The organism is Ktedonospora formicarum, assembly GCF_016587355.1.
Lineage (GTDB): Bacteria > Chloroflexota > Ktedonobacteria > Ktedonobacterales > Ktedonobacteraceae > Ktedonobacter > Ktedonobacter formicarum.
The window spans coordinates 98,439-122,168 of record NZ_BNJF01000004.1; the positions used below are offsets into that span (position 1 = coordinate 98,439).

Here is a 23,730-nt window from a genome sequence, read left to right on the forward strand (position 1 = left end):
GCTGCTATTCTATGGAACATATGGCCTAGGGATAAAGCGCCATGTACAGGAGAGATGGGAGAATGAAGCGCCAGGCTGCAAGCACCCACACACAAACGACCACCATCCGTACCCCCACGTTCCTGCTGGAACTGCCCCTCGTGGTGAACCCGGGGCAGGCCAAGCACCTGCGCGCTCATCTGGAAGCGGCTCGCCAGCTCTCCAATGCCATGCTCTCCCTGGGGCAACGACGTCTGCGCTGCATGCGGGCTGACCCCACCTGGCAAGAGGCCCGCTCCCTTTCTCGTACCCACAAGGCTCAGCGGGCGGCGTCTTTCTCCGCCTTGCGTACAGCTCATGGCTTCACTGAAGCTGCCTTCCATCAAGCCGCCAAAGGCTTGCGCGTTGGGTGGATTGCCGAGCACATTGAGGCGGTGCTCGCCCAAACCCTGGCGAGCCGCGCCTACCGTGCCCTCAATCGTGTCTGCCTCGGCAACGCCAGGCGTGTTCGGTTCAAGAGCCGAGGGCGAGGCTTCGGCAGCATCGAGAACAAGCGCAATGATACCGGTCTGCGCTTTGTCATTCAACCACCCGAGAAGGGAAACGCAGGGTTCCTGCTCTGGAATGGGGATCGTTTCCCAGCCCTCATCAATTGGCAGGATGAAGTGATATGTCATGGTTTGAAGCACCGCATCAAATACGCTCGCCTCCTCCAACATCCCGCCAGCAGCAAGAGAGCGGCTGGTGCCGATACCGAGGGGTACCGCTACGTTGTGCAACTGGTCCTGGAAGGGGTCCCTCACCACAAGCCCAAGCACATCATTGGCAAGAGCATCGTGGGAGGAGATCTTGGCCCATCGACCCTGGCGCTCGTCCCCCAGGAAGGGGAAGCCAGTCTGCAGGTATTCTGTGCGGAACTGGCTCCTGATGCGAGAGTCATTCGTCGCCTGCAGCGGCAGATGGATCGGCAGCGGCGAGCCACCAATCCCGAGCACTATGACGAGAAGGGGCGCATCAGGAAGCAGGGCCCCAAGAAGCGACCGTGGAAACAGAGCAAGCGCTCCCAGGCGACGCGACGGCGCATCGTAAGAGCTTGCATGGTCGTAAGGTCCATGAGGTACTGGCACTGGGCAAGACCATCATCCTCGAAAAAATCTCCTACAAGGCATGGCAGAGGCAATTTGGCACGAGTGTGGGACTGCGAGCCCCAGGGATGTTTGTAGCACTGTTGAAACGCATCGCCGTGCCCCCTTTGGGGGTTACAAGCACGGGCGGCACCCTGGTCGCGCGTCCCCACACGCACCACGGCACTGAGCCAGTGGTGTCATGGCTGTGGCACAAAGGTCAAGAAGCCCCTCTCCCAGCGCTGGCATCAGTGTGCCTGCGGTGTGGGTCCTGTGCAACGCGATCTCTACTCAGCGTTTCTTGCCGCCTACCTTGATCCAGCAAATCCCACTCCCTCGTGTGCCCGATACGCGCTCGTATTGGGAAGGTGCGGAGGCGCGCCTGCGGGCAGCACACGAGCGTCTCATCCAACGTGCGAGAGAGAGGCAGGTCTTGCCCCGAAGCTTGGGTCTGACTCGAGCCAGAGCGCGTCTGCCCGAAAGTCCAGGGGAACTCCCACTAGAGCCTGATCTTCTCCTTTGGCGAGAAGAACAGGAAGCGTGGGCCGAACCCCTGGAACCTCCGCTGCTTTAGCACGGAGAGCTTTCAGTTTTCGCTACCTTTGTAGCGTGACGCTTCCTTCTTTTCAGTATGCCAGGAGACATTACGCCAGTGGAAGTGAGGCAACCAGCGATTTGGTTTTCCTTCAATAGCGTCAGCAATCAATTCACCGAGTATCGGCGCAAATTTGAACCCATGCCCACTATCTCCTGTCGCTACTGTGAGTCCTGCCCATTGGGGGTGGCGATCGATCCAGAAGTCCCCATCGGGTGTGTCAACGTAGAGGCAACGGCGAGTGCTCACAATTGGCGCGTCCTGTAACGCGGGAAAAGTCGTAGCCAGAAAAGCACGTAACTGTTCAATATCACTGTCAGTCACGACACGCTTATCCCGCTCAGGATGGAGTTTCTGACCCACTCCATGATTGCCTATCTTAATTACCCCCTCACGAGGATGAAGAGGGAAGCCGTACCAACCTGTATGGCCAATATCAGCGGTGAAAACGACGAAATTCGGTGGTGAAAAAAGGTCGGGATTGGCTGGTTTGAGATGAAATATAGGGTGTCCCGTTGCCTTTACGAATGGCGCAATGTCTGGAACAAGAAGTGAGGTCCAAGCCCCGGCAGCGACCAGAACATGTTCTGCATAAAAGGTATCTCCAGTAGAGGTGCATACTCCCCGCACCTGCTGACCCTCCTTAAGCAAGGCTTCGACCTTATGCTCTGGATACAGGTTGATACCTTGTGCTTGGCTAAATCGTGCGATTGCCTCTATCACGCGCCCACTCTCTACATAGCCTCCTTTGGCATGGAAGAAACCATCGACGAAGGCTCCGGCTTTCCAAGCCGGAAAACGTTGGGTTATAGCTTCCGCTGAGAGACGCTCAGGAGTATGGGCACGCCGGCGCAAAAGGCTGTAACTTTCATATTCGAACTCACCAGGAGCCATAGGAGCACGTGTCAGCATTGTGACACCAACATCATGAAAAAATGTATCGCCGAGCATTTCATTCCATTGGAACCAACTCGCATATGCCCTTTCAGCCAGTTCCATATAACCTTCATCTGAACCATATTCCATGCGCACAATTTTACTAATGTCGGTAGAAGCAGCTAAAGGATGTGGCAATGGGCCTGGGTCGAGAACAGCAACATGATATCCACGCGCCTTCATTTCCAGAGCGGTTGTCAACCCGAAAATGCCAGCGCCAACCACAAGAAGATCATATACTTTCTCTGTATGCATCCTATTCATCCTATCCATCGTGAATATGAGCATATCTTTCAATACGCTCTTCATGCTATTTCCCCATTCCCAAAGTATAGCATAGAGTACTGACTCTCTTTATTTCACAAAAACTTCAAAGGTTAGCGCTTCAAAAAACCTTAGGACCAGAGAAGGGAATACATATCGCTTCTTCCAGTGCAAGTATTTCTCTGCTATACTCCTTCTTGTAGAGATGTTGGGGAATACAGAAGCAATATCGAGATGGATGTATGCCAAAACGTACGCGTTATCTACTGATCTGGTCTGAAGAAACAGGGCGTTATGAGCTACAAGAGCGAGACAGTAATACCCACACTCCATTCCAAGAAGATGAGAAGTGGTGGCGCTCCTGGCTTACGCAACAGAAATCATTTGCCTTTCAGGGAAGGCAGGGGCATATCACTTTGCTGAAAGAAGCCCGAAAGCGGGGCACTGACTACTGGTACGCCTATCGCAGCCAGAACCGACAAACAAGCAAGAAATACGCGGGGCGCACGGCTGATCTGACTATCGCGCTCCTGGAAGAACTGGCTGAGTCATTTATCAATCAGACTGTACCTCACAAGGTTGGTACGCCCGAACCTGGACTTCCGAAAGTAAACTTGAAAGTAGACTTGCAGGTAGAAATTCCACATCCATCCCCGCCCTATGAGACGACAGCGCTTGAACCAAAATTTCGCACACCACGCTTGCAAGCAACGCTTGTAGCTCGCGAACGCCTTTGGGACAGACTGGATATGGGGCTGCAAAGTAAGCTCATTCTGGTTTGCGCACCCGCTGGTTTCGGCAAGACAACACTGGTAAGCCAGTGGCTCAATGAACGATGTGTGACTACCATACCAGTTGCCTGGCTCTCGCTAGATGAAGGAGACAATGATCCCTTACGCTTCTGGCGCTCAATCATCACCGCCTGCCAGCGTTTTCATCCTCACATCGGTCACGCTTCATTGGCACTCCTTTCCCCCACACTCTCTCCTTCCCTCGGATTCCAGCCACTGGAAACGATCCTTACCTCATTCCTCAATGAACTGGCACGCAATACCTGTACAGGCATTATAATACTAGAAGAGTATCACCTGATCACAGAAACACGCCTGCATGAGACACTCACTTTTTTCCTCAATCATCTGCCACCGGATATGCATATCATTATGCTCACGCGTAGCCGACCAGCCTTTCCCCTGGTAAACTGGCAAGCCAGAGGAGAACTGTGCGAGATACAATCAGCAGAACTGCGCTTCTCACCAGAAGAGACACGAAGTTTCTTCCAACAAACATTATTTCCCTCATTACCAATCCCGCTCTCAGATGAGCTTCTACACCAGATTAATGCACGCGTCGAAGGCTGGGCTGCTGGCTTGCGACTCCTGACACTAAGCATACAAAGTCGCTCGCAGCAAGCAAAGTTCGAACATGTCCTCAAGAGCTTCGCAGGGAATCAGCGTTCATTGCAGGAATATTTTGTTACCGAGGTCCTCAATGTCCAATCACCGAAGATTCAGCATTTTTTGCTGCGCACTAGCATTCTTACCACCCTCACTGCCTCGCTCTGCGATGCCCTCTTGGGGCGGCATGACAGCCAACTTCTTCTGGAAAAAGTAGAGCAGGCTGGCTTATTCCTCGAAGCACTTGACGGTTCTGAAGCATGGTACCGTTACCACGCCCTTTTCGCCGAGGCAATGCGAGCCGAGGCCCAACACCTCCTGGACAAAGAAACATATCGTTCACTCTATCTCAAAGCCAGTCTCTGGTACGAACAACAGAACTTGTATACAGAAGCAATCGAAACAGCCTTCCAGGCCCAGGATATCGGGCGAGTCACAATACTCATCGAGCACCTGCTAGAGACCAGCGAGAATTTTGTCTTCGGCAGATCAATTTTCCAGAGGGCCCCCGAATTTCACACCTTACGACGCTGGCTAGAACAGTTGCCAGAGGAAGTCATGAGCGCACATCCATTGCTCTGCCTGGGCCACGCGGAAGCCATCCTCTTCGTCGCCATCATGCGCCAAAGCGCCCCCTTGCCGCCAGCGATGCAACAATTGGAGAAAGCCCTTCAAATGGCTGAAAACGGCTGGCGACACTCAGGCAATCAAGCCCGGCTTGGTGAGGTCTTGGCCTTCCGCGCGATGGTTCTCCGGCAACCAGGAGCAATGCATGAGGCTGCAAGTTACGCAAGGCAAGCCCTTGCCTTGCTGCCAGCAGAAGCAGTCGCGAGTAGAATGATGAGCCGATGGTTTGTTGGCATGGGTGAGCAAGAAGAGGGCAATCTCAATACTGCGCTCGAAGCGTTTCTAGAGGTCCAAGCATTTTGCGAAGCGCTTGGACATGCCCCCATCAAACGAGCTAATACGGTCTGGTTAAGCGGGCTCTACTATGCCCTTGGAGAGCTACAACAAGCGGCTGAATCTTACCGTCAACTGTTGGATGAAGCCAGATTGGCAGAGGATATCGATGATATATGTGACGCATTGTTAGGACTGGCTCAACTTTCTTACGAATGGAATGAATTGGCAACCGCCGAACAACAGGCACGAGATGCGTTCGATCTGGCTCAACAATTGAACAATTCCGAACTTCAGGTTCAGGCAACTCTCATTCTGGCACATGTTGAACTAGCATACGGAGATTTCTCGGTGGCTCAAAGACGCTGTATCGCGCAATTGACTTCTCTACCAGCCGCGTTGCCCCAAAGGAGCAGGCTTATGCGCGAGCTTCAAGCAATGCAAGCCCAGCTCGCTCTCGCGCAAGATGACTTTGTGGCCTTCGAGCGTATATGGGGAAATCTAACCCCAGTACATGAACTTCCACACAGTCAACGCAATCGCGAAACATTGCTCCAAGCCCGCTGGCTACTTCGTCAGGATCAAGCGGAGGCTGCTTTAGATCTCCTTGAAACGATGCTGCCTCAAGCACAATTAGAGGGGCGCACTGGAACTGTATGGGAAATTCAATTATGCATGACTTTAACACATGCAGCGCTCAAGCATCTTCCCACCGCTCGACAACAGCTCCAATCACTACTCACGCATATACATGCTGCTGGCTATATTCGACTTTTCCTCAATGAAGGCGAACCTCTAGCCGCTTTATTGCAATCGCTGCTCCCCATTGTACGTGGAGGCGCACAACGAGCTATGCTCAAACGTCTACTACATGCCTTTGCGCAACAGAGAAGCACAACAGAATCGGAATCTCTCCTTCTGGAGCCACTCAGCACACAGGAACAGCGGGTACTCCATCTACTCGCATCTGGACATTCTAACCCTGATATCGCACGGAGGCTTACCGTTTCCGTAAACACAGTAAAGGTCCAGGTTCAAAGCATTTATCGTAAGCTCAAAGTAAACAACCGCGTTGAGGCAAGCGAGGTCGCGCGCACGCTCAATTTACTCTCGTAGGATGCTCTCCCATAACAATACTGTATTCCCCAACACCCTCACATCTCAACATAATCTCACTATCATGCCCTCATAATCACCTGCTCAAACCATCCAGTCAGGTGATGTTCCGCTCCCTCAACATCCCTATACTGAGCAGCAGAGGCAACAATACGATTGATGAAAGGACAGTGAACGTCTATGCAAGACAGACCATCGGATAAAGAGATACACATACCAGCCCTGATTGTTGGTGGCGGAATAGTCGGCCTTTCTGCTTCGCTTTTTCTCTCTCACCAGGGCATTTCCTCCCTCCTGATCGAGCGACACGCAGGAACCTCAATTCATCCGCGAGCACGCGGCATTAATAGTCGTACTATGGAACTATATCGAGAGTTAGGAATAGACGACGCAGTGAGAGCCGCTGGCGCGGAACTGGCCGATACCTTTGGTTTCCATCAGGGGCAGTCCTTACGAGAAGTCATAGAGTCCAGGCCACGCAAGCCAGATGGAGAAAAGAAACTTCCAGGCGGCGGTATGCTTGCAAAAATTAGCCCAAGCACAGCGGCACGCGGTACACAGGACAAAATTGAGCCAGTTCTGTTACAAGCTGCACGTGAACGAGGCGGTGATCTACGCTTCTTCACAGAATTACGCACATTTGAGCAGGATGATACGGGCGTAACAGCTACAGTCCGTGAGCGCAAAAGTGGTGCAGAATATACCGTACATGCTGATTATATGATCGCTGCCGATGGCGCAAACAGCCGAACACGCTCGATACTTGGCGCAACGACCAGCGGGCGAGGCTCACTGGGTCATCTGCTGAACGTCCTGTTTCAAGCAGATTTGAGAGAGCTTGTACGCGGTCGCAAATTTAGCTTATGCATCATTGATCGCCCTGAAGTTCGAGGGCTGTTCACCTCGATTAATAACAGTGATCGCTGGGTCTTCCACATTTCCTATGACTACGCTAAAGGCGAAAGAGCCGAAGATTATCCACTCGAACGCTGCGAAAAGCTTTTGCGCCTGGCCTTGGGAATGCCGGAAATTAAGCTTGAAATCAAGAGCATCCTACCATGGGAGTCCGCTATGCGCGTTGTTGACAACTTTCAACATGGGCATGTCTTCTTCGCGGGTGACGCCGCTCACCAGATGCCCCCATGGGGAGGGCAGGGAGCAAATACAGGTATCGCCGACGCACATAATCTAGCCTGGAAACTCGCGGCAGTCCTAAAAAGGCAGGCCGGACCAACCCTGCTGAACACCTATGATGTCGAACGTCGCCCTGTTGGGTACCTGGCGGCTGATGAGTCAGCCGCAGCAGCCGATGCAAGAGGCTTACTCTCAAAAAGTAAAATGACCGCACTTCTCCCTATGATACGCAGAGCACCACGCCTTCTCGGCTATGGCTATGAATACGCTTCAAAGGCTGTAATATCGGATGGTACAACAGCCAGGGGCATCGTTTGGCAGTTACTTTCCGGCAAGCTTGGACTCGACGGACGCCCCGGAACACGTGCCCCACATGCCTGGATCGAGTACGAGGGTAAGCGCATCTCGACACTTGATCTGTTCGGCAAAGGCTTCGTACTCTTAACTGGCACGGACGGCAATGCGTGGTACCAGGCCGCGCCCCTTGTCGCGCAACGGCTAGGCATTGATCTATGTGCCTATCGCATCAATCCCGCTGGTGATCTGCGAGACCCTGATGACCACTGGCGAAACAAGGCAGGTATCTCGACTCAAGGTGCTCTCTTAGTACGTCCAGATGGCTTCGTTGCCTGGCGCTCACGTCAACAACATAGTCATCCCCGACAAGAACTTGAGCGGACCATAACCCACATTTTGTCCCGCGACACCATTTACGTTTAAAATAGCGATATCAACGAGATCGAACTTTCCATCGACGATGACACAGATTGAAGGCATCCTCAAGCACGCATCTCTGAAGCATCGCAGAGGTGTGTGCTTTCTTCGAGAGCAGCCTACGAAAAAGAGACTCTGACTCACTGTTCTCCCAAAAACCATAGGCGTTCCAACTCAAGCACATTCGCAATTAATACCTCAATGTACGGCCAGACCGTCAAGAAGTTGAGCAAGACCATTCACAATGCGCTCTTCACTCCAACCAAGCGTATGCCGCTGATAGAGGTAGAGGTCCACCTGAATCGCCGCCAACAAGCACTCCGCGAGGTACTCGCAATCCAGATCTGCACGACATGCCCCCATCTTCACGGCAATTTGGAAATAGAATACAACTCTTTCCCTGTTCCAGGTAAACCCTTCACACTGATAAAAACTCCGATCCTCCTGCGCCTGATATGCCCTGTATAAAGCCAACAGATACGTTGTATGCTCTTCAATGAAGCGCGCGAACTTCTTGAGGAACAGATAGATGAGCTGAATTGGTTGTGCCTCACCCTGCTCAAAACCAAAATTGCCCTTCGCCTCTTTCTGAAATTGCTCAAAATGTGGGGTAAGTAATGCTTCTAAAAGTTCCCCTTTGTGGGCAAAATGTCGATATAGAGTTCCTTGCCCAACGCCAGCCGCTTTTGCAATTTCCGTCATCGTGACCGACTCAATATCACGCTCTGCAAAAAGCTCCTGCGCTGTTTGCAGCAACTGCTGCTTATTAGCTACTGCGTCACGACGCTCTTCACGCCTCTGTTTCAGCTCAACAGCCTTCCCTGGTCGCTCCATGTAAAGCCTCCTATGTCCTCTTGACAAAACGGATTGTCGTCCGTATAATGTCCTAAGAAACGGATTGTCGTCCGCTAATACTATACCATAAAGTAGCCGATACAGGCGAGTTCTCCTTCATGCTCTCTAGTCTGGTGGTCGTCTGTTCGAAAAGGACAGATAAGCCTGTCTCTCGACCTCTTTATCGAAAGGATATATCTATGTCTAAACTTCAAGGAAAAGTGGCTTTGGTAACTGGAGGCAATAGCGGCATCGGCCTCGCTACTGCCAAGGAGTTTCATGCCCAGGGTGCAAAAGTCGTGATCTCAGGGCGCAACCGTGAAACATTAGCGGTTGTCGAGAAAGAATTGGGTGAAGGTGTGCTGACTGTTCCCTCGAATGTTTCAAAGCTCAGTGATATTGATGAGCTGATGGCGCAAACAAAAGCCACCTTTGGCAATTTAGATATTCTCTTTGTCAATGCAGGTATTGTCATTCAAGGCATGCTTGGGAAAGTCACGGAAGAAGACTTTGATGCGGTCATCAACACCAATTTTAAAGGGGCATTCTTCACCATTCAGAAAGCCTTGCCCCTTTTGAATGATGGAGCATCCATCATTATCAATGGCTCGATCAACGCCCACATGGCAATTCCTGGCAGTTCAATTTATTCGGCAAGCAAAGCCGCGATCCACTCGCTCTCTCGCTCTCTCTCCTCTGAGTTAATTGAGCGTGGTATTCGCGTCAATACCATCACGATTGGCCCAACCGAAACCCCAATCCTGGGAAGTTTCTCACCAGAACAATATGCCGCGTTCAAACAACATATTGGGCAACGTTCGCCTGTCAAACGATTAGGAACATCTGAGGAGATCGCCAAGGTTGCTCTGTTCCTCGCATCCTCGGATTCCTCCTTCGTGGTTGGTTCTGAGATCTATGCTGAAGGCGGGATGCTTTTCAATAGACTCTAGGTATTTCGCCTGTTTCTTAATTAGAGAGCGTTCGCTCGTCCCTCAATCCAGGCTCCTGCGAACGCTCTTTGTTCTTGGTCGATCACATTACACAAGCGGCCACTCAGCCTTTGCATACCTCCTGTATGCATTTAAGATCTGCAAATCTAGCCGGCATTTGCCTGCTCAGCTCGATACTTCTTCACAGCTCGGTAAAGGGTCAACCGCGCGAAGATTCCCGCGCTAATACTCATGATCCCTATCAGAAGAAAGATAGTATCAAGGCGACCAAAATTCATGCCTGAGACTGTAACATCTAAATTAGCCAGAAGCGTCGAGGCGAGTGTACTAGCAAGCAAACCTCCTGTCAGGGACGCGACGGTAATCATTGGTGTCTCAAAAGCCATGACACGCCCAATCAATTTGCGAGGCGTCACCAGGACAGTCAATGGTCGTACAGAAACGAATATGCAGGAGCTAAAAACACCAAATAAGAAACCACAAATCATACCTGGAATCATGGTGGTGCTCCTTGAGAGAATCATCATCACGACGCCACTACAGATCAAACCAATCCAGAGCACCTGCACTTCGGTGAAGCGCTTTGCTAGGTACCCAATGAATGGAAGCCCCAACACCACACCTATACCAAAACTCCCAACATATAACCCTAGCCAGACTTCGGGTATATGCAAATTCTCTACTCCGTAGAGGTACTCAAAGGAGTTATATGCCATCCCACCGAACATAAAAATCATGCCACTAATAAGTAACGTAATAAGAATACGACTCCCCACAAAGAAGCGCAGGCCCTCCATAAACTCAGACCAAAATCCCTGCTTCTCCTTTGCCGTATCCTCCTTTATTATTGGGAGCTTGATTGCCATAATGACCAGAAATGAGACAAGAAACGAGAGAGCGTTTAACCCAAAAGCCCATGTAGGACCAAAGGCGATATAAAGCGGAGCCGCCAACGACGGGCCAATAATCTGCGCGAGATAGTTCGCCTGCTGTAGAGAACCATAAGCCTGGGGATGCTGCTCGCGAGGTACCACATCTGCTACCACGGCAACACGGGCTGGAGCAAAGAACTGCTGCCCACTCGCGATCAATAAAAGTATGAATAAACAACTGATAAGCAAGACGACATTATTCGTGACTGACAGGGAGAGTGACAGAAATATTAAGACCAATGCCAGCCGTATCCCATCCGTCCAGATCATTGTAAACCGTCGCGACCAACGATCCACAAAGACTCCAGCCAGAGGGCCAACAACGAGCGAAGGCAGCGTCGCAGCCATCGCCACCCCGCCTGTCGCTAACGGCAACCAACTCGCCCCTCTCGCCAATCGATCAATGATCCATATCGCGATCGTCGCTGAAAAAAAATAATCACCAACCAAAGAAAATGCTTGCCCAATCCAGAGTAATGCATAATTTCGGTTGGCGATGAGTGAAGTTTGCTTCTGCGAAGCTATTGGCTCATCCATAAGCGTTCCTTTTCCTCTTCACAATATCAATGAATCTGGTTCCTGGCCTCAGAGCCTCTCGTTAGAAAAAAGAGCATCATCACAGCTTTGCAATCTGCTCCACTCCTAATAATTTAAAGCTGCACTGAGCCTATGCTCATATTACTGAGTAATAACTCATACAGAGAATATCTGACACTCATTTATCTGTCAAGAGTAATAAATAACACTAATGAATTTTGGGGCTCTTTACGACAGTCAATAGATTAATCAATCTATCAGAAGTATAACGTCAAATCTGACTCAAAAGGGAATGATATCTCTAAAGCAGTGTTAGAACACCCTCCGTTCTTTCCATGGCAAGATGGCAAGAGATCATATTGACTTTTCCATCCACATCAGGTATAATTATTAGAGTCTTTTGTGACTGATCGCGAAATGCTCCCTTATTTTCACCTTCCATCACAACCCCTCAATCACTACTCCAAAGAATCCTTAACTATCACCACTTACACTTGATAACACATCGCCCTCTCATCAAAATACACAACCCTTGTTTTTTGGGGTTTCGCTCAAAAGCAGAAGAGAGAGTATCATATTCAGAGCGTTTAATGCAAGGATGACATCTATGAAACGATACATTCTTACAGGCACACCAGGCTCGGGAAAAACCTCGCTTCTTCATGCGTTGAAAAGGCAAGGTTATTCGGTAGTGGAGGAAGCCGCAACTGACATAATCACCCTTGAGCACGGGCGTGGCAATCTTGAGCCGTGGAGGCGGGCTAATTTTATTGATATGATTACCAGCCTACAAAAAATGAGGCAAATAGAGGCCTCAATGTTTCCTGATGAATCACAAATATACGATCGTTCGCCAATATGCACCTTAGCCTTGAGTCGATATCTAGGATATCCTCCCTCTGATTGCCTATTAGAAGAACTGGAAAGAATTGAGCGCGAGAATATTTATCAGAGACAAGTATTCTTTCTTGAACACCTTGGATTCTGCCAACCCACCGAGGCCCGAAAAATCACGTTTGAAGAGTCGCTCCTTTTCGAGAAAATCCATGCTGAAACCTACGCATCATTGGGTTACAATCTGATAAAAGTGGCTCCTGAAGCAATTTCACAGCGAGTCCATCGCATTATAAATTGGATGAATAATGGTTAATAGAAAACGAATTATACCCCCTTTTAGTTGAAGGCTAGAAGGGGACGCTTGCACATAGCTACTAAGCGCCCCTCATCGACGCAATATGGCTCAAGGAAGAGAGAATCCATCGGTAGCAATACACAATTACAGTATGTGACGAAGCGTAGAATGATAATGAGACTACCTGCATTGGTCTCAATTCATGTTCCTGATCTCTCGAAAGGAGAATAATAAATGGCTTGCTGCGTCACAACCGATCCGCTTTGGAAAAATATAGAAAAACGTGTTCATGATTGCGAGAGCGACCCAAATCACTGCAAATGGATCGATCCTAAACAGGGATATGCACTCTCGCCTTACGATGCGGTTACACCTGATCTTTTAGTCGCGACAACTTGTGTTTCTGGCATTGAATGTCCTGCTGCCTGGGATGGTACAACCCCCAATTACTGGAATTTTGCGTGGACGAAGCTAGCCCTCCCATTCCTCTCCAAAGAAAAGGAGAAGATTGGCATGGCAATCAATGCAAAGCAATCTGGAAGTGGAGCACGCACCCGCGATTTTGATCAATTACATATCCATGTGCAATGTATTGATAGCACCATAAAGGGAGCACTTGAGAGCAAAGAGAGCAGCATCGATAAGTGGCCGAATCACAAAGTCATGGAACTCAATAGCCACATCGGAGCAAAATATTACCGTGTGTTCAAGTTTGAGAATGACAGCGATCTCGCTATAACCAATCTCTTCAAGTGCGTGTATTATATGATTGGGCAGCATCAAACAAATATGGATTACCAGACACTGATCGTGATAAAGAGGAATAAGGGAGGGTTTTACGTTCTCAATAGCGACACTGTCTCACAAGAACTGAACAAAAATGGCATAAGTGATGGCGAACGGCTGCTTGTAAAGTGTTAGATCCATAACAACAACAATAAGCTGAAAAAAGGGATAACACACATTAAATGACAGACACTAGAAGATTCCCATAAACAAGTGGAAAGGCATAGGTAAGAGAGCCCTTTGTGTTCTTACCTATGCTATTTTGGGAAGACTTTGAGGACGCTCCGTCTTGTAGAGAAAGACCCGCTCACCACAGAAGATATTTCTGCGCGTGAAGGCACGCGGCGTACTCTCATCGTAGTACGCTCGGACTGCCTCATTTTTCAGCGCACGTGGCGAGAGATACCAGCGCTCAGTCAGGCACGCCAGGGAAGGCTCTTGCGCCCACGCTGGTACCAGCAGGCTATAGGTTGTTGCCAGATGCTCAGCCGAGGCAGCACAGAACACTGCCCAGCGATGCTGCTCAAGTGAAGCTATCTCTGGTTCTTTTACAGGCTCATCAAGAAGAACCTGGCGCTGATCCACAAAATAGTGAAAAAAATCATTCATGAAATTGCCAAGCGCGGTCCACTCACGCTCTCCATGCAGCATGAGTTCATAAGCATGGGCAAGGGTATACAGTTGCGAATCGCCCCACTGCTCTTGAATCTCTATCGAATTGATGGTAGATGTTAGCTCCATTGAGTATGCCTCACGCATCATATATTCCACTCCTCTACCCCAAATTATACCATGGGCAAAACGAAAATTGGCCACCGGACGAACGAATGATGCAAGGTGACGCCAACTTCAATCTACCAACCTCACTTGTGCTAGCCAAAAAATTCTCGCAATGTTTGCTCAACATTATACTCGTCTTGCCAGCGGTGATCAGGAATAAAGCGGTCAAGGAGGGCCTGTGCCTGCTCACGCGTCTCTATACCCACTTGCTCCAGTAATGCATCTACATCACTATAATCCTTTGGACGATAGATCAATAGCTTGATTGCGAGCCCACATTCACTGGTTGGAAAGAGCACCTGTAATGGTCCAAAGGTGCAAAACTCCTGAAATTCAGGAGCGTGAAGATAATCACGCATAAAGATGGCAGCGTCATCATTGAGCCAGTGTCGTTTCATCTGATGCCGACGCGCGATTGTGCTGGCAGCCTTCTTAAAGGTTCTGGTCACCTTATCAGTCAACGGATCAGCGAAGGTATCTTGATGGTCAAGCAGTATGACATCAATATCTTCCGTAGCTGAGCGATTCCCCACATGGACTACATGGTAAGCCCCCCCAAATACAAAGAGCCGCACCGGTTGGGTAACCGCTAACTGCTCCAACTCTTTGCCTAATTCCTGGAAAAACGCCGTAATGGTTGTTCTATCCATCATCTCCATCCGTGCTCACGACAAACATGTTCAAGACTATAGGACCTACAAATTTGGGAGGCCCTTTGTCCTGATTTAATCCAAAGTACCGGAGCAAGATGCAAACGCAGGAATGATCACTGGCAAATAAGTTGATGAGTTGTTGGCTTCAGCGCCTCCGGGACCATTTGGCATGATTACATCATAGACGATAATAGATCAAACGGCAATGAGAAGCATAGCCAGCCCACCCATGACGCTGGGTTACCCCTTCACCGCTCCAGCCGTTAGGCCAGCGATCAGATGGCGTTCCGCAAAGAGATAGAATACGATGGCAGGAATCATCGCCAGAGTAATGTATGCCAGTGTTAGCGCCAGATTGGTACTATGCTCTCCCTGAAATTGCATCACGCCCATCGTCATCGTCCATAGGTTCGCGTCATTAAGTACAAGCAGAGGAAGCAGGAAGTTATTCCAGCTCGCAACCATCACAAGCATACTCACGACAGCCAATGAAGGCCGGGCTAAAGGCAATAAGATCCTCCAGAAAAAATCGATTGTCGAGCCACCATCAATATAGGTTGCATCTTCCAGTTCTTGTGGAATAGCCCGAAAGAAATTGCGTAGAATCAGGATGGTTGTAGGCAAGGCAAAAGCCGTCTGGGGAAGAATCACACCGATCAAGGTATTGAGTAAGCCAAAATTACGCAGCGTGATATACAGTGGCAGAATCGCCATCGATGCCGGAAACAATAACCCAAACAGAATAATGTTGAAGACGACCTCACGACCACGGAAAGGGATGCGAGACAACGCAAAGGACGTTGGACAGGAAACAAGCAAAAGCAAACCCACAGTTGCTAGCATCGTAATTCCACTATTCGCCAGCGCTTGCCAGAAGCTCGTCTGGGAAAGAATAGAGGCAAAGTTCTCCCAATGCCAGATGCTTGGGAGAGCAAATGGCGCATTATTCAGCTCACCATTCGTCTTGAATCCTCCAATAACGACTGTCACAATAGGAATAAGCACAAAAAACGCTACCACTCCGCATATCAGGTAGCGCGGAGCCAGCAGTGCTAAATTCCTATAAACCATTCCCCGCTTGATGCTCCGTTGCTGTACTGAATACATAGATAGTCTCCTTTACACCTGTTCCGCCGCCGTTAAGCTACCAGCCAGATCGCGCTGCATGATGAAACGCTGATACAGAATCGAGAAAACAAAACAAATGAGCATCATAATCACGCCCACAGCACTACCATAGCCTAGCTGAAAGCTCTGAAAACCAGCTTTGTAGAGGTAGGTCGACATCGTTTCGCTCGCGTGAACTGGGCCACCATTACTCATGATCCAGATCAGGTCAAAGTATTGCAGGGATCCCAGCGCGGAGAGGAATATGCTCAGGCGGACAGTACTGCCCAGGAGAGGAAGCGTCACATAGCGAACTACCTGGAAGATCGATGCGCCGTCAATACGTGCGGCTTCAACAATTTCATCTGGGATATTCTGGATCGCAGCCCCAAAGAGCACCAGATGCAATCCAAAATATTTCCAGATCATGGCGACAAATATCGAGAGTAGCACAATATTGGGATTCCCTAGCCACTCTTGCGACTGGAACCCTGGGATGATATGCTGCAAGGCCACATTCACCAGGCCGCCATTCGGGTTATAAATAAACATCCAGATGTAGCCGGCTATCACCTCGGAGAGAATGAAGGGCATGAAGAAAATGGTTCGGAAGATGGCCCGACCCGGTAGCGTTTTTCCTATCACCAGGGCCAGAATGAATGACAATGTTAATTGAAAAATGAGGGAAAGGACAAGAATCTCAATGTTATGGACAAAAGCCGCTACAAATGTGGTGTTTTGGAAAGCCGTCACATAGTTTTTCAGACCAATAAAATCTGTCAGAGGTCCGAATCCACTCCAGCGATAGAAGCTGTAATAGATGGCCTGGACTACCGGAAAAAGGATGAACACAAAATATAACACCAGGCTGGGCAACAGAAAAAGGAGAAGCGTGCCCACTCGCCGACTTTTCTTGCGCCGCGTCTGTGTCGACAATTGAACCGAGTCCGCGTCAGTAGACGCAGGAGGACGAGAAATCACCTGCATAAGAACATCCTTTTAGCTTGCTAAGCATTTTTTTATGTGCCTGAGCCTGTCCCAATTCTGGACAGAAAAGACGGCAGCCTGAACAACTCAATAACCATTTCCAGTCTTCTACGAGTAGTTACTCACGCCATCTGCTTCTATCCAGAACGAGAGGTCTCACATGAACTTCCTTATTATGCCCATTCGCGCTAGTTGCCACGTATCTGTTTTAATGAAAACCCTGCTACTTGAGACATTTACAAGGAACGTCACAACTTATGCATTAAGTGAGGATGCGACAGAATCATCAATCGCTTTGGCTGCGGCCTCTGGAGTTATAGTACCGGCGAACAACCCTTGCGTTTGATCTAGAATTACCTGACCTACCGCAGGCGGCAGGTACTGATCATAGTACAGTTGGTAATATGGAGCACTTCCAGCCACCTGAACGATTTGCTTCGAGAGAGGATCTGCGAGGGAATCGGTCGCGCCCTTGATCGGAGGTAATGAGATGTTTTTCGCGGCGAGATTTTTGGCATTCGTTTCATTAGTCAAAAATTTCACAAAATCAATCGTCTCTGGAGGAGCATTTTTCCCAACCGCAAAGCCACCACCACCACCCATGACATCGGTTGGATTGCCAACTCCACCCTCGACCATCGGAAATGGGAAAAAGCCAAATTCGGGACCCTTTTTATCCTCCGCGCTGGCAGCGTCACCGCCCGGTGCCCACTGTCCCATTAATTCCATCGCCGCCTGCCCATTACCCATTATCGCTTGCTGATCGGTATAGGCTAAGCCTAAATAGCCCTTTGAGAAAGGCTCAAGAGCAACCAATTCCTTCAAACGTTGACCAGCCTGGACATATGGAGGATCGGCAAACGAGCCAGAGCGATTGTACGCTTTCTCAAAGGCGCTTTTGCCACCTATTCGTGTCGCCAGATAGACCCACCAGTAGTGACCCGGCCATTTGTCTTTTTCACCCATTCCGATTGGTGTAATTCCCGCGCTCTTCAGCTTCCTCACAGTGAGCAAGAAATCATTCCAGGTGCTGGGCAGTTGCGTAATACCAGCTTTGGCAAATAGGGCTTTATTGTAGAACATGACAACCGCGCCCATGTCAAAGGGCACACCATAATATTTCCCGTTTTGCCCATAAACGTTCAGCGCTGAGGCATTAAATGAATTTCCCCACTCGCCCTGAAGAGCAGAGGTGAGATCCTGTACCAGCCCGGCCTGTGCATACTGGTACAGTACGCCACCACCCCAGCTATGAAAGAGGTCAGGTGGCTGATTCGACTGCAAGACAGTGGTCAGTTTTGTCTTAAAAGCATCGTTTTCAAGGACGGTGATGTTGATTTTTACATTGGGATGAGCCTTCATATACTGGTTCGCGAGATCTTGCCAGTTGGATTTGGCTGGATCAGTCGTGGAAATATGCCACCAGTTAATCGTCGCAGACCCACCGGATGAGGAAGGAGTCCCACAAGCAGCCAGAGACAGGGGAAACGTCAGAGCCGCTCCAGTCGCGCCCATTGAGATAAGAAAATCGCGTCGTTTCAAGGTTGCATGCTCCCTTCAAAAATGTCCATGGAGAGTTGCCCGACGTTGGGCAGTTAACAACCATATTCATATCAACAGGTGTTTGGAGAGGCGCACTTTCCTATGATATGAATATCCTCAAGGTAGCTGGGAAAAACATCCTGATTTGGGATACCTCAGAAACGGAAAAACTCCTTTCAAACATACAAAATAAGCGCTCATAATCAATATTTTTCCAACAATCATCGCCCGCAGAAAGACCCCACAGGCGATGACTGCTGCCGGGAATTAGGCAATATTACAAGTAACACCATTGAGCTTAAATGTAGTCGGTATGCTATTCGTTCCGCTCCAGGAGCCATTGAAACCGAAACTTGTGTTGCCTCCAACCGCGATTGTGCCATTGTAGGAAACATTGGTCACGATGACCGAGCTGCCGGACTGCGTATAGCTCCCATTCCAGAGTTGAGTTATCACCTGACCATTGGCAAACGTCCATGCCAGAGACCAGCTTGTGATGGTTGATGACCCTGTGTTATTGATGGTGACATTAGTCCCAAAACCGCCTGCCCATTGGTTGGTAATCGCATAATGTACACTACATGCAGCCCCCGGAATAGGCGTTGAGGTAGGACTCGGCGTTGGGGTACGTGTTGGTGTCGTCGTCGGTGTAGGTGTGCCGCCCACGCCTCCATTCAAAACCTGGAGCACGGCGTTGTAAGCGAGTTTCGGATTGTAGTTATCATCGAACAGGAGGGCAGCTCCCTGCCCAGGGAAAAAGCCTGGAATCCAGGAGTCAGCATCGCCCACGCCCCAAACGGTGATATCGTTACAGCGAGACACTGCCAGACATGCTGTGACAACCCGCGAATAGTCAGTAGCCTGTTGTTGAAGATTCGCGCTGCTGGCCGGTGTGGGCATACGAATATCCAGTTCTGTAATCTGCACATCAACACCAAGGTTAGCAAAACGTTGCAGATTAGCCTGGAAATCTGATGGGACCTGACCCACAATCAGATGGGCCTGGAAGCCCACACAATCGATTGGAACACCCCGTGATTTGAAATCCTGCACCAATGCATAGACAGCATTGCTCTTCGCATTCTGACCCTCTATGTTATAGTCATTGATGCATAATTTGGCGTTTGGGTCAGCGGCTCGTGCGGCCCGGAAAGCGTCTTCAATATAAGCATTGCCAATAAGATTCTGGAATGGATTGCTTCGACGTGTCCCGTCTTCATTAAATGCCTCGTTGACGACATCCCAGTACCAGATTTTTCCCTGAAAGTGCGTTACCTCAGTAGTCACATGGTTGTTCATAGCCTGCAAAAGATCAGAACCAGAGCTGATATTGCTGACCCAACCAGGAAGCTGACTGTACCAGACCAGTGTATGACCGCGAATCTTCATGCTGTGGCTCTGGGCATGACTCACAATGGCATCGGCAGGGGCAAAATTAAATGATCCTCGCGATGGTTCGGTGGTATCCCATTTCATCTCGTTGCCAGGAGTCGTACCAGCAAACTCACGGTCAAAGACAGTGGTATAGGGTGTGGTGCCAAGTCGATTGCCCTCAACGGCTGCCGCGAAGACCCGACCCTGCGCCGCAGCCGCGGCACCAAGAGTAGTAGCGGCTAACGCTCTGGTAAAAAACAAACTACTGATCGCAGTGAAAAGCAACAACCCAAGTGGAATAATAAATACTCTTTTGTGCAGAACACGACAAAACATCCTTGTTTTCCTTTCTGTCCTTCCATCAAGGTGTCCACTTGAGACGAAACTGCTTTCAAGTACATATGTTATTCACTCCTCACATCGTCAGTACATACAGCCATGTTAGGTACTGGATGAGAGGCTTAGCTCCTCCAAGCCTCTTTCTTTCTACCGTACTCGAAAAGCATACACGCCTTGACGCCGAAGCATCCCAGACAATGGCGTCTTGCGAAAGAAAGGTATACTCTTTGCTACTCGGAATTGGCAAAATTTATGATAGCGCTTTCATAACACTAATCAAGATATACTCTATTATTGGTATGATGTCAAGCCTTTACTGAGAAAAAGCTGATAGCGCTTGCAAAATGATATGGAGGGATTCCGCCTTACAAAATAGCAAATTTTTGAAGAAGAGAGGGGAATTGCGAGCTTGTCAGCATGGCTTTTGCTAAATAGGTGTGTGGTAAATTCGCATGAGAGAAATGATAGCGTTATCATTTCTTTTAACAGAAATCTTGACAACAGGCCCGAGAATAGAGTATATCTTCATTAACGTCATGTGAGCGCTATCATACCACATCAATGAAGATAGCTAATTGGGCTGTTGGTTTCTTCGGCATGGACAAATCCAAACTCTAGCATTCACCTCCCCGGCAAGCAAGCTGACCGCCACGCCGCCAAAGGAGCTCGACCTGGCCCAAATGGGATGGTGATAAATTTGAGTATGACTCATGGGAATCGTGCTTTACCAAAGGTCGCCTTGACGTTTGATGATGGCCCTGGTATCTACACCCAACAAATCCTGGCTATTCTCGAAAAGTATAGCGTTCAAGCGACATTTTTTTTCATAGGACAAAATGTCGCGCAATATCCTATGTATGTGCGACGGACGCTCACCGGGGGGCACGCCATTGGGAACCATACGTTCACGCACCCCCACCTCCCAACCCTCCCGTCCACGGCCATCTATGAAGAACTGGCGCGGACGCAAAGCTCAATCCTGAGTGTAGCAGAAACAATCACAACTATCTTCCGCCCTCCTTACGGAGAATATACTCCGAAGGTCATTACGATAGCCAACCAACTTGATCTGACAGTCATTACCTGGAGCGCGGACGCCAGCGATTGGCATGACCCCCAACCATCATCAACTCAGATTGCCGAGAGTATCCTTGACGCCGCTGACAATGGAGCAATTTTCTTGCTTCATGAAGGCAACGGCAATCGAGCGAATACGGTCGCGGCCCTCCCAACCATCATTGAAGGTTTACAGGAACGCGGATTGCAACTGGTGACAATCCCCCAGATGCTCACGGATCTCAAGCGCTAAGAACCGCGTTACCATACTACAAAAGTTTATAGCCCTTTATCTCCAGCCATGACGAAAGCGGTATCATCAGCGCTTGACAGTCTCAGGAGTTAACAACAGTGATTCATTTCATGCTCAAATGTGTTCTAACATAGGTAAGACAAACACATTTGCCCTTCCCATTCCAGCATGATACAATGCATACATGAATGCAAATGAGTACAGCAACTTGCGCATTCGCAAGGACACACAAAGGAAATTAAAACTGGTTGCGGCGCTCTCAGAGGAGAGTATGCTTGATGTTCTTGATCGTCTTGTCTCGCAGGAGCTTGAACGTTTGCAACGGGAAGGAACTCGCCACCATGCTGCTTTGTACAAAGATCAAGATTAAGGTGAGTGAGCAGGACGCCGCCACGTTTGAGTTCATGCAGGGGAAGTGCCGGGGGCGTGCGCTATGAGGCGCATCGTAGTATCCCTGGCCCAACCAGGTAGAACTGAGAGGAATGTTCTAGGGTTGACGGCTCACCTTTGGCCTGAAAAGGCTAAGGGGACAGTAGCATGCCGATAACGCGAGAGGTATCTGAAAGCACTGTAAGATGCGCCTCGCAAGACCCGCGCGATATGGTAAAGGCTAAACTGCTTGAAACCCAATCTCCATTGGGGTTCACATTCCCCCATTGGTAGAGTGCTTGAAACCAATGTCATGAGATGCAAGGGCCTGAGTCCGCGACCCCTGCAACCTCTTTCTCATGAGCGATGGCTAACGAAGCCACCTAAAGAGATGAATGGGTTACCTACGTCGCGCTCGGACGTACTACGATGACGTACCATAGGATCATCTACAGGGAGAGATCCCCACGATGACGGACATCCCATAGTAGTCAGAGGAAAGGAAAGCTTTCTACACGGCAAAGGGGGTGAGGTGATGAGATACTCAGAAAAGCGAGGTACTTGAGATAAGGACAGCCGAAACCGTCCTGAGTATCATTCAAGAACGTGGCCTACAGGAACGTAGGCATCGAACCTTGAACATCACTGGCGAGCCGGATGAGTCGAAAGGTTCAAGTTCGGTTCTGAGGGAGACTGAGAGAAAAGGAGCAAGCAAGTGAAACCTCGCTCCCAGTCTACCCTACTCTATAACTGGCAGGTGATGAGGCTCCGAGAGGGCGAGAAGTGGAATCTCTATGAAGCCAAGAAGAGCCTGCAAGCGAGCAAGGTCCATGATCCTGAGCTTATTCAGGTGTACGGCAAATTGCTTCATGAGGTGTATTTTCGTCTTGACTCTGCCATGAAAGCCTTTTACCGCAGAGTGAAAGCAGGCGAAACACCGGGCTTCCCGCGAGTGCGCCCATGCCACTCTTTCTTCACGCTCTGCTATCCAGCCATGTACATCAAGGTTGAAGGTGATACGCTCATTTTGCCGACAGGAGGGAAGGGCAAAAACAAGCGATATCCCAACATTGTCGCCCATCTCACAGAAATACCACCTGAAGGATACAGAGAGGTTGCCATTAGTCGGGACGCCAGAGGCAACTACTACGCCTCATTCGTGGCTGATCGTGGGGGAGAGTCGTGTGAGTACGATGGAGTGGTTGCCTTTGACCTAGGAATCAAGACACTGGCAACCGGCGTCAATGAACAAGGCAGGTTCTACCACATTGGCGGGTGCAAAGGAAGACAGTGGTATACCCGCCAACTGGATAAGATCAGATCGAAGCGAGACACATGTAAGAAAAAGTCACGCCGCTATAAGCATCTTTCTCAGGTGTACAAGCGCGTGAGCGAGAAAAAACGCAAGAAGCAGCGAGATAGCCTGCATAAGGCATCCCATCTCATAGCCCACAAAATGGTTGAGAGAACCGTTGTGGTCGGAGACCTTTCCCAAAGGCAAATGGTCATGAAAGAGCATCGCAAGCGCAACAAGCATCTGAATCGAGCAGTTTTTAATGAATGGGGACTCGCTACCTTCATGCACATGCTCACATACAAATGCCAGTTGTATGGGAAAGACCTTCAGTTCTTAGATGAGCGCAACACCTCCAAGCAATGTAGTAGCTGTGGACATCTACAAGCCATGCCATTGTGGAAGAGAACCTATGCTTGCGTGGAATGTGGACTCGTGATGGATCGAGACGACAATAGCGCTCGAAACATTCTGACGAGGTTCCTTGCCCGGCTAGGGCCACACACTCAGCCTGAGTGCGGTGTGCTGCATACGATCCAAAGCAGCGGAGGAGTCGAGGAGGCTTCCTGTCAGGGACAAGTGCAGCAATTGAAGCTATTCGACTGTGCGTGAGCACTTTTGAGTAGATTGAGAAAGGCAGTATAGA

At 49.6% G+C, this 23,730-nt stretch carries 17 protein-coding genes and 1 pseudogene; 9 read left to right on the plus strand and 9 right to left on the minus strand.

What is annotated here, in order from left to right; translation table 11 throughout:
• Positions 1-62 precede the first annotated feature (62 nt).
• Positions 63-1,677, plus strand: a pseudogene (locus K3T82_RS31975) (nuclease/transposase family protein).
• A 12-nt stretch (positions 1,678-1,689) separates the two neighbouring features.
• On the opposite strand, the gene K3T82_RS31980 reads toward K3T82_RS31975, so the two are convergent.
• Positions 1,690-2,889, minus strand: coding sequence for an NAD(P)/FAD-dependent oxidoreductase (locus tag K3T82_RS31980; protein ID WP_220197597.1), 1,200 nt, complete (start codon positions 2,887-2,889; stop codon positions 1,690-1,692).
• A 251-nt stretch (positions 2,890-3,140) separates the two neighbouring features.
• Between K3T82_RS31980 and K3T82_RS31985 the strand changes: the two genes are divergently transcribed.
• Complete coding sequence (locus K3T82_RS31985; protein ID WP_220197598.1) at positions 3,141-6,311, plus strand: winged helix-turn-helix domain-containing protein; 3,171 nt, start codon at positions 3,141-3,143, stop codon at positions 6,309-6,311.
• A 180-nt stretch (positions 6,312-6,491) separates the two neighbouring features.
• Entirely contained in the window at positions 6,492-8,165 is a 1,674-nt protein-coding gene (locus K3T82_RS31990; RefSeq protein WP_220197599.1) for an FAD-dependent monooxygenase, read from the plus strand.
• 192 nt (positions 8,166-8,357) lie between these two features.
• Here K3T82_RS31990 and K3T82_RS31995 read toward each other — a convergent pair whose 3' ends face one another.
• Positions 8,358-8,993 (minus strand): TetR/AcrR family transcriptional regulator, encoded by a 636-nt coding sequence (locus K3T82_RS31995; protein WP_220197600.1) that lies wholly within the window; start codon positions 8,991-8,993, stop codon positions 8,358-8,360.
• A 200-nt stretch (positions 8,994-9,193) separates the two neighbouring features.
• Here K3T82_RS31995 and K3T82_RS32000 point away from each other — a divergent pair, with 200 nt between their 5' ends.
• Complete coding sequence (locus tag K3T82_RS32000) at positions 9,194-9,943, plus strand: SDR family oxidoreductase (RefSeq protein WP_220197601.1); 750 nt, start codon at positions 9,194-9,196, stop codon at positions 9,941-9,943.
• Between the two features lie 146 nt (positions 9,944-10,089).
• On the opposite strand, the gene K3T82_RS32005 is transcribed toward K3T82_RS32000, so the two are convergent.
• Positions 10,090-11,412: an MFS transporter gene (locus K3T82_RS32005; RefSeq protein WP_220197602.1), complete on the minus strand. Its 1,323-nt coding sequence runs from the start codon at positions 11,410-11,412 to the stop codon at positions 10,090-10,092.
• Positions 11,413-12,019: 607 nt separating this feature from the next.
• Here K3T82_RS32005 and K3T82_RS32010 point away from each other — a divergent pair.
• A complete protein-coding gene (locus tag K3T82_RS32010) occupies positions 12,020-12,562 on the plus strand; it encodes an AAA family ATPase (protein WP_220197603.1) in 543 nt (180 codons plus the stop codon).
• Positions 12,563-12,778: 216 nt separating this feature from the next.
• A complete protein-coding gene (locus K3T82_RS32015) occupies positions 12,779-13,465 on the plus strand; it encodes a CDP-diacylglycerol diphosphatase (protein ID WP_220197604.1) in 687 nt (228 codons plus the stop codon).
• Positions 13,466-13,582: 117 nt separating this feature from the next.
• On the opposite strand, the gene K3T82_RS32020 is transcribed toward K3T82_RS32015, so the two are convergent.
• The 6 genes from K3T82_RS32020 to K3T82_RS32045 form a co-directional block, all read right to left on the minus strand.
• Positions 13,583-14,092 carry a hypothetical protein gene (locus K3T82_RS32020; RefSeq protein ID WP_220197605.1) on the minus strand — a complete coding sequence of 170 codons (510 nt, stop codon included), beginning with the start codon at positions 14,090-14,092 and terminating at the stop codon, positions 13,583-13,585.
• A 110-nt stretch (positions 14,093-14,202) separates the two neighbouring features.
• A complete protein-coding gene (locus K3T82_RS32025; RefSeq protein WP_220197606.1) occupies positions 14,203-14,763 on the minus strand; it encodes a hypothetical protein in 561 nt (186 codons plus the stop codon).
• Between the two features lie 240 nt (positions 14,764-15,003).
• The gene (locus K3T82_RS32030) at positions 15,004-15,870 is read right to left on the minus strand and encodes a carbohydrate ABC transporter permease (protein WP_220197607.1); all 867 of its coding nucleotides are present in this window, start codon (positions 15,868-15,870) and stop codon (positions 15,004-15,006) included.
• 12 nt (positions 15,871-15,882) lie between these two features.
• Positions 15,883-16,857: a carbohydrate ABC transporter permease gene (locus K3T82_RS32035; protein WP_220197608.1), complete on the minus strand. Its 975-nt coding sequence runs from the start codon at positions 16,855-16,857 to the stop codon at positions 15,883-15,885.
• Between the two features lie 255 nt (positions 16,858-17,112).
• Positions 17,113-18,399 (minus strand): extracellular solute-binding protein, encoded by a 1,287-nt coding sequence (locus K3T82_RS32040; protein WP_220197609.1) that lies wholly within the window; start codon positions 18,397-18,399, stop codon positions 17,113-17,115.
• 267 nt (positions 18,400-18,666) lie between these two features.
• Entirely contained in the window at positions 18,667-20,109 is a 1,443-nt protein-coding gene (locus tag K3T82_RS32045) for a glycoside hydrolase family 10 protein (RefSeq protein ID WP_220197610.1), read from the minus strand.
• 706 nt (positions 20,110-20,815) lie between these two features.
• Here K3T82_RS32045 and K3T82_RS32050 point away from each other — a divergent pair.
• The 3 genes from K3T82_RS32050 to K3T82_RS32060 all read left to right on the plus strand — a co-directional run bounded on the left by K3T82_RS32050 (position 20,816) and on the right by K3T82_RS32060 (position 23,696).
• The gene (locus tag K3T82_RS32050; RefSeq protein WP_220197611.1) at positions 20,816-21,421 is read left to right on the plus strand and encodes a polysaccharide deacetylase family protein; all 606 of its coding nucleotides are present in this window, start codon (positions 20,816-20,818) and stop codon (positions 21,419-21,421) included.
• Positions 21,422-21,605: 184 nt separating this feature from the next.
• Positions 21,606-21,791, plus strand: coding sequence for a hypothetical protein (locus K3T82_RS32055; protein WP_220197612.1), 186 nt, complete (start codon positions 21,606-21,608; stop codon positions 21,789-21,791).
• Between the two features lie 714 nt (positions 21,792-22,505).
• Positions 22,506-23,696, plus strand: coding sequence for an RNA-guided endonuclease InsQ/TnpB family protein (locus tag K3T82_RS32060; RefSeq protein WP_268886699.1), 1,191 nt, complete (start codon positions 22,506-22,508; stop codon positions 23,694-23,696).
• Positions 23,697-23,730 lie beyond the last annotated feature (34 nt).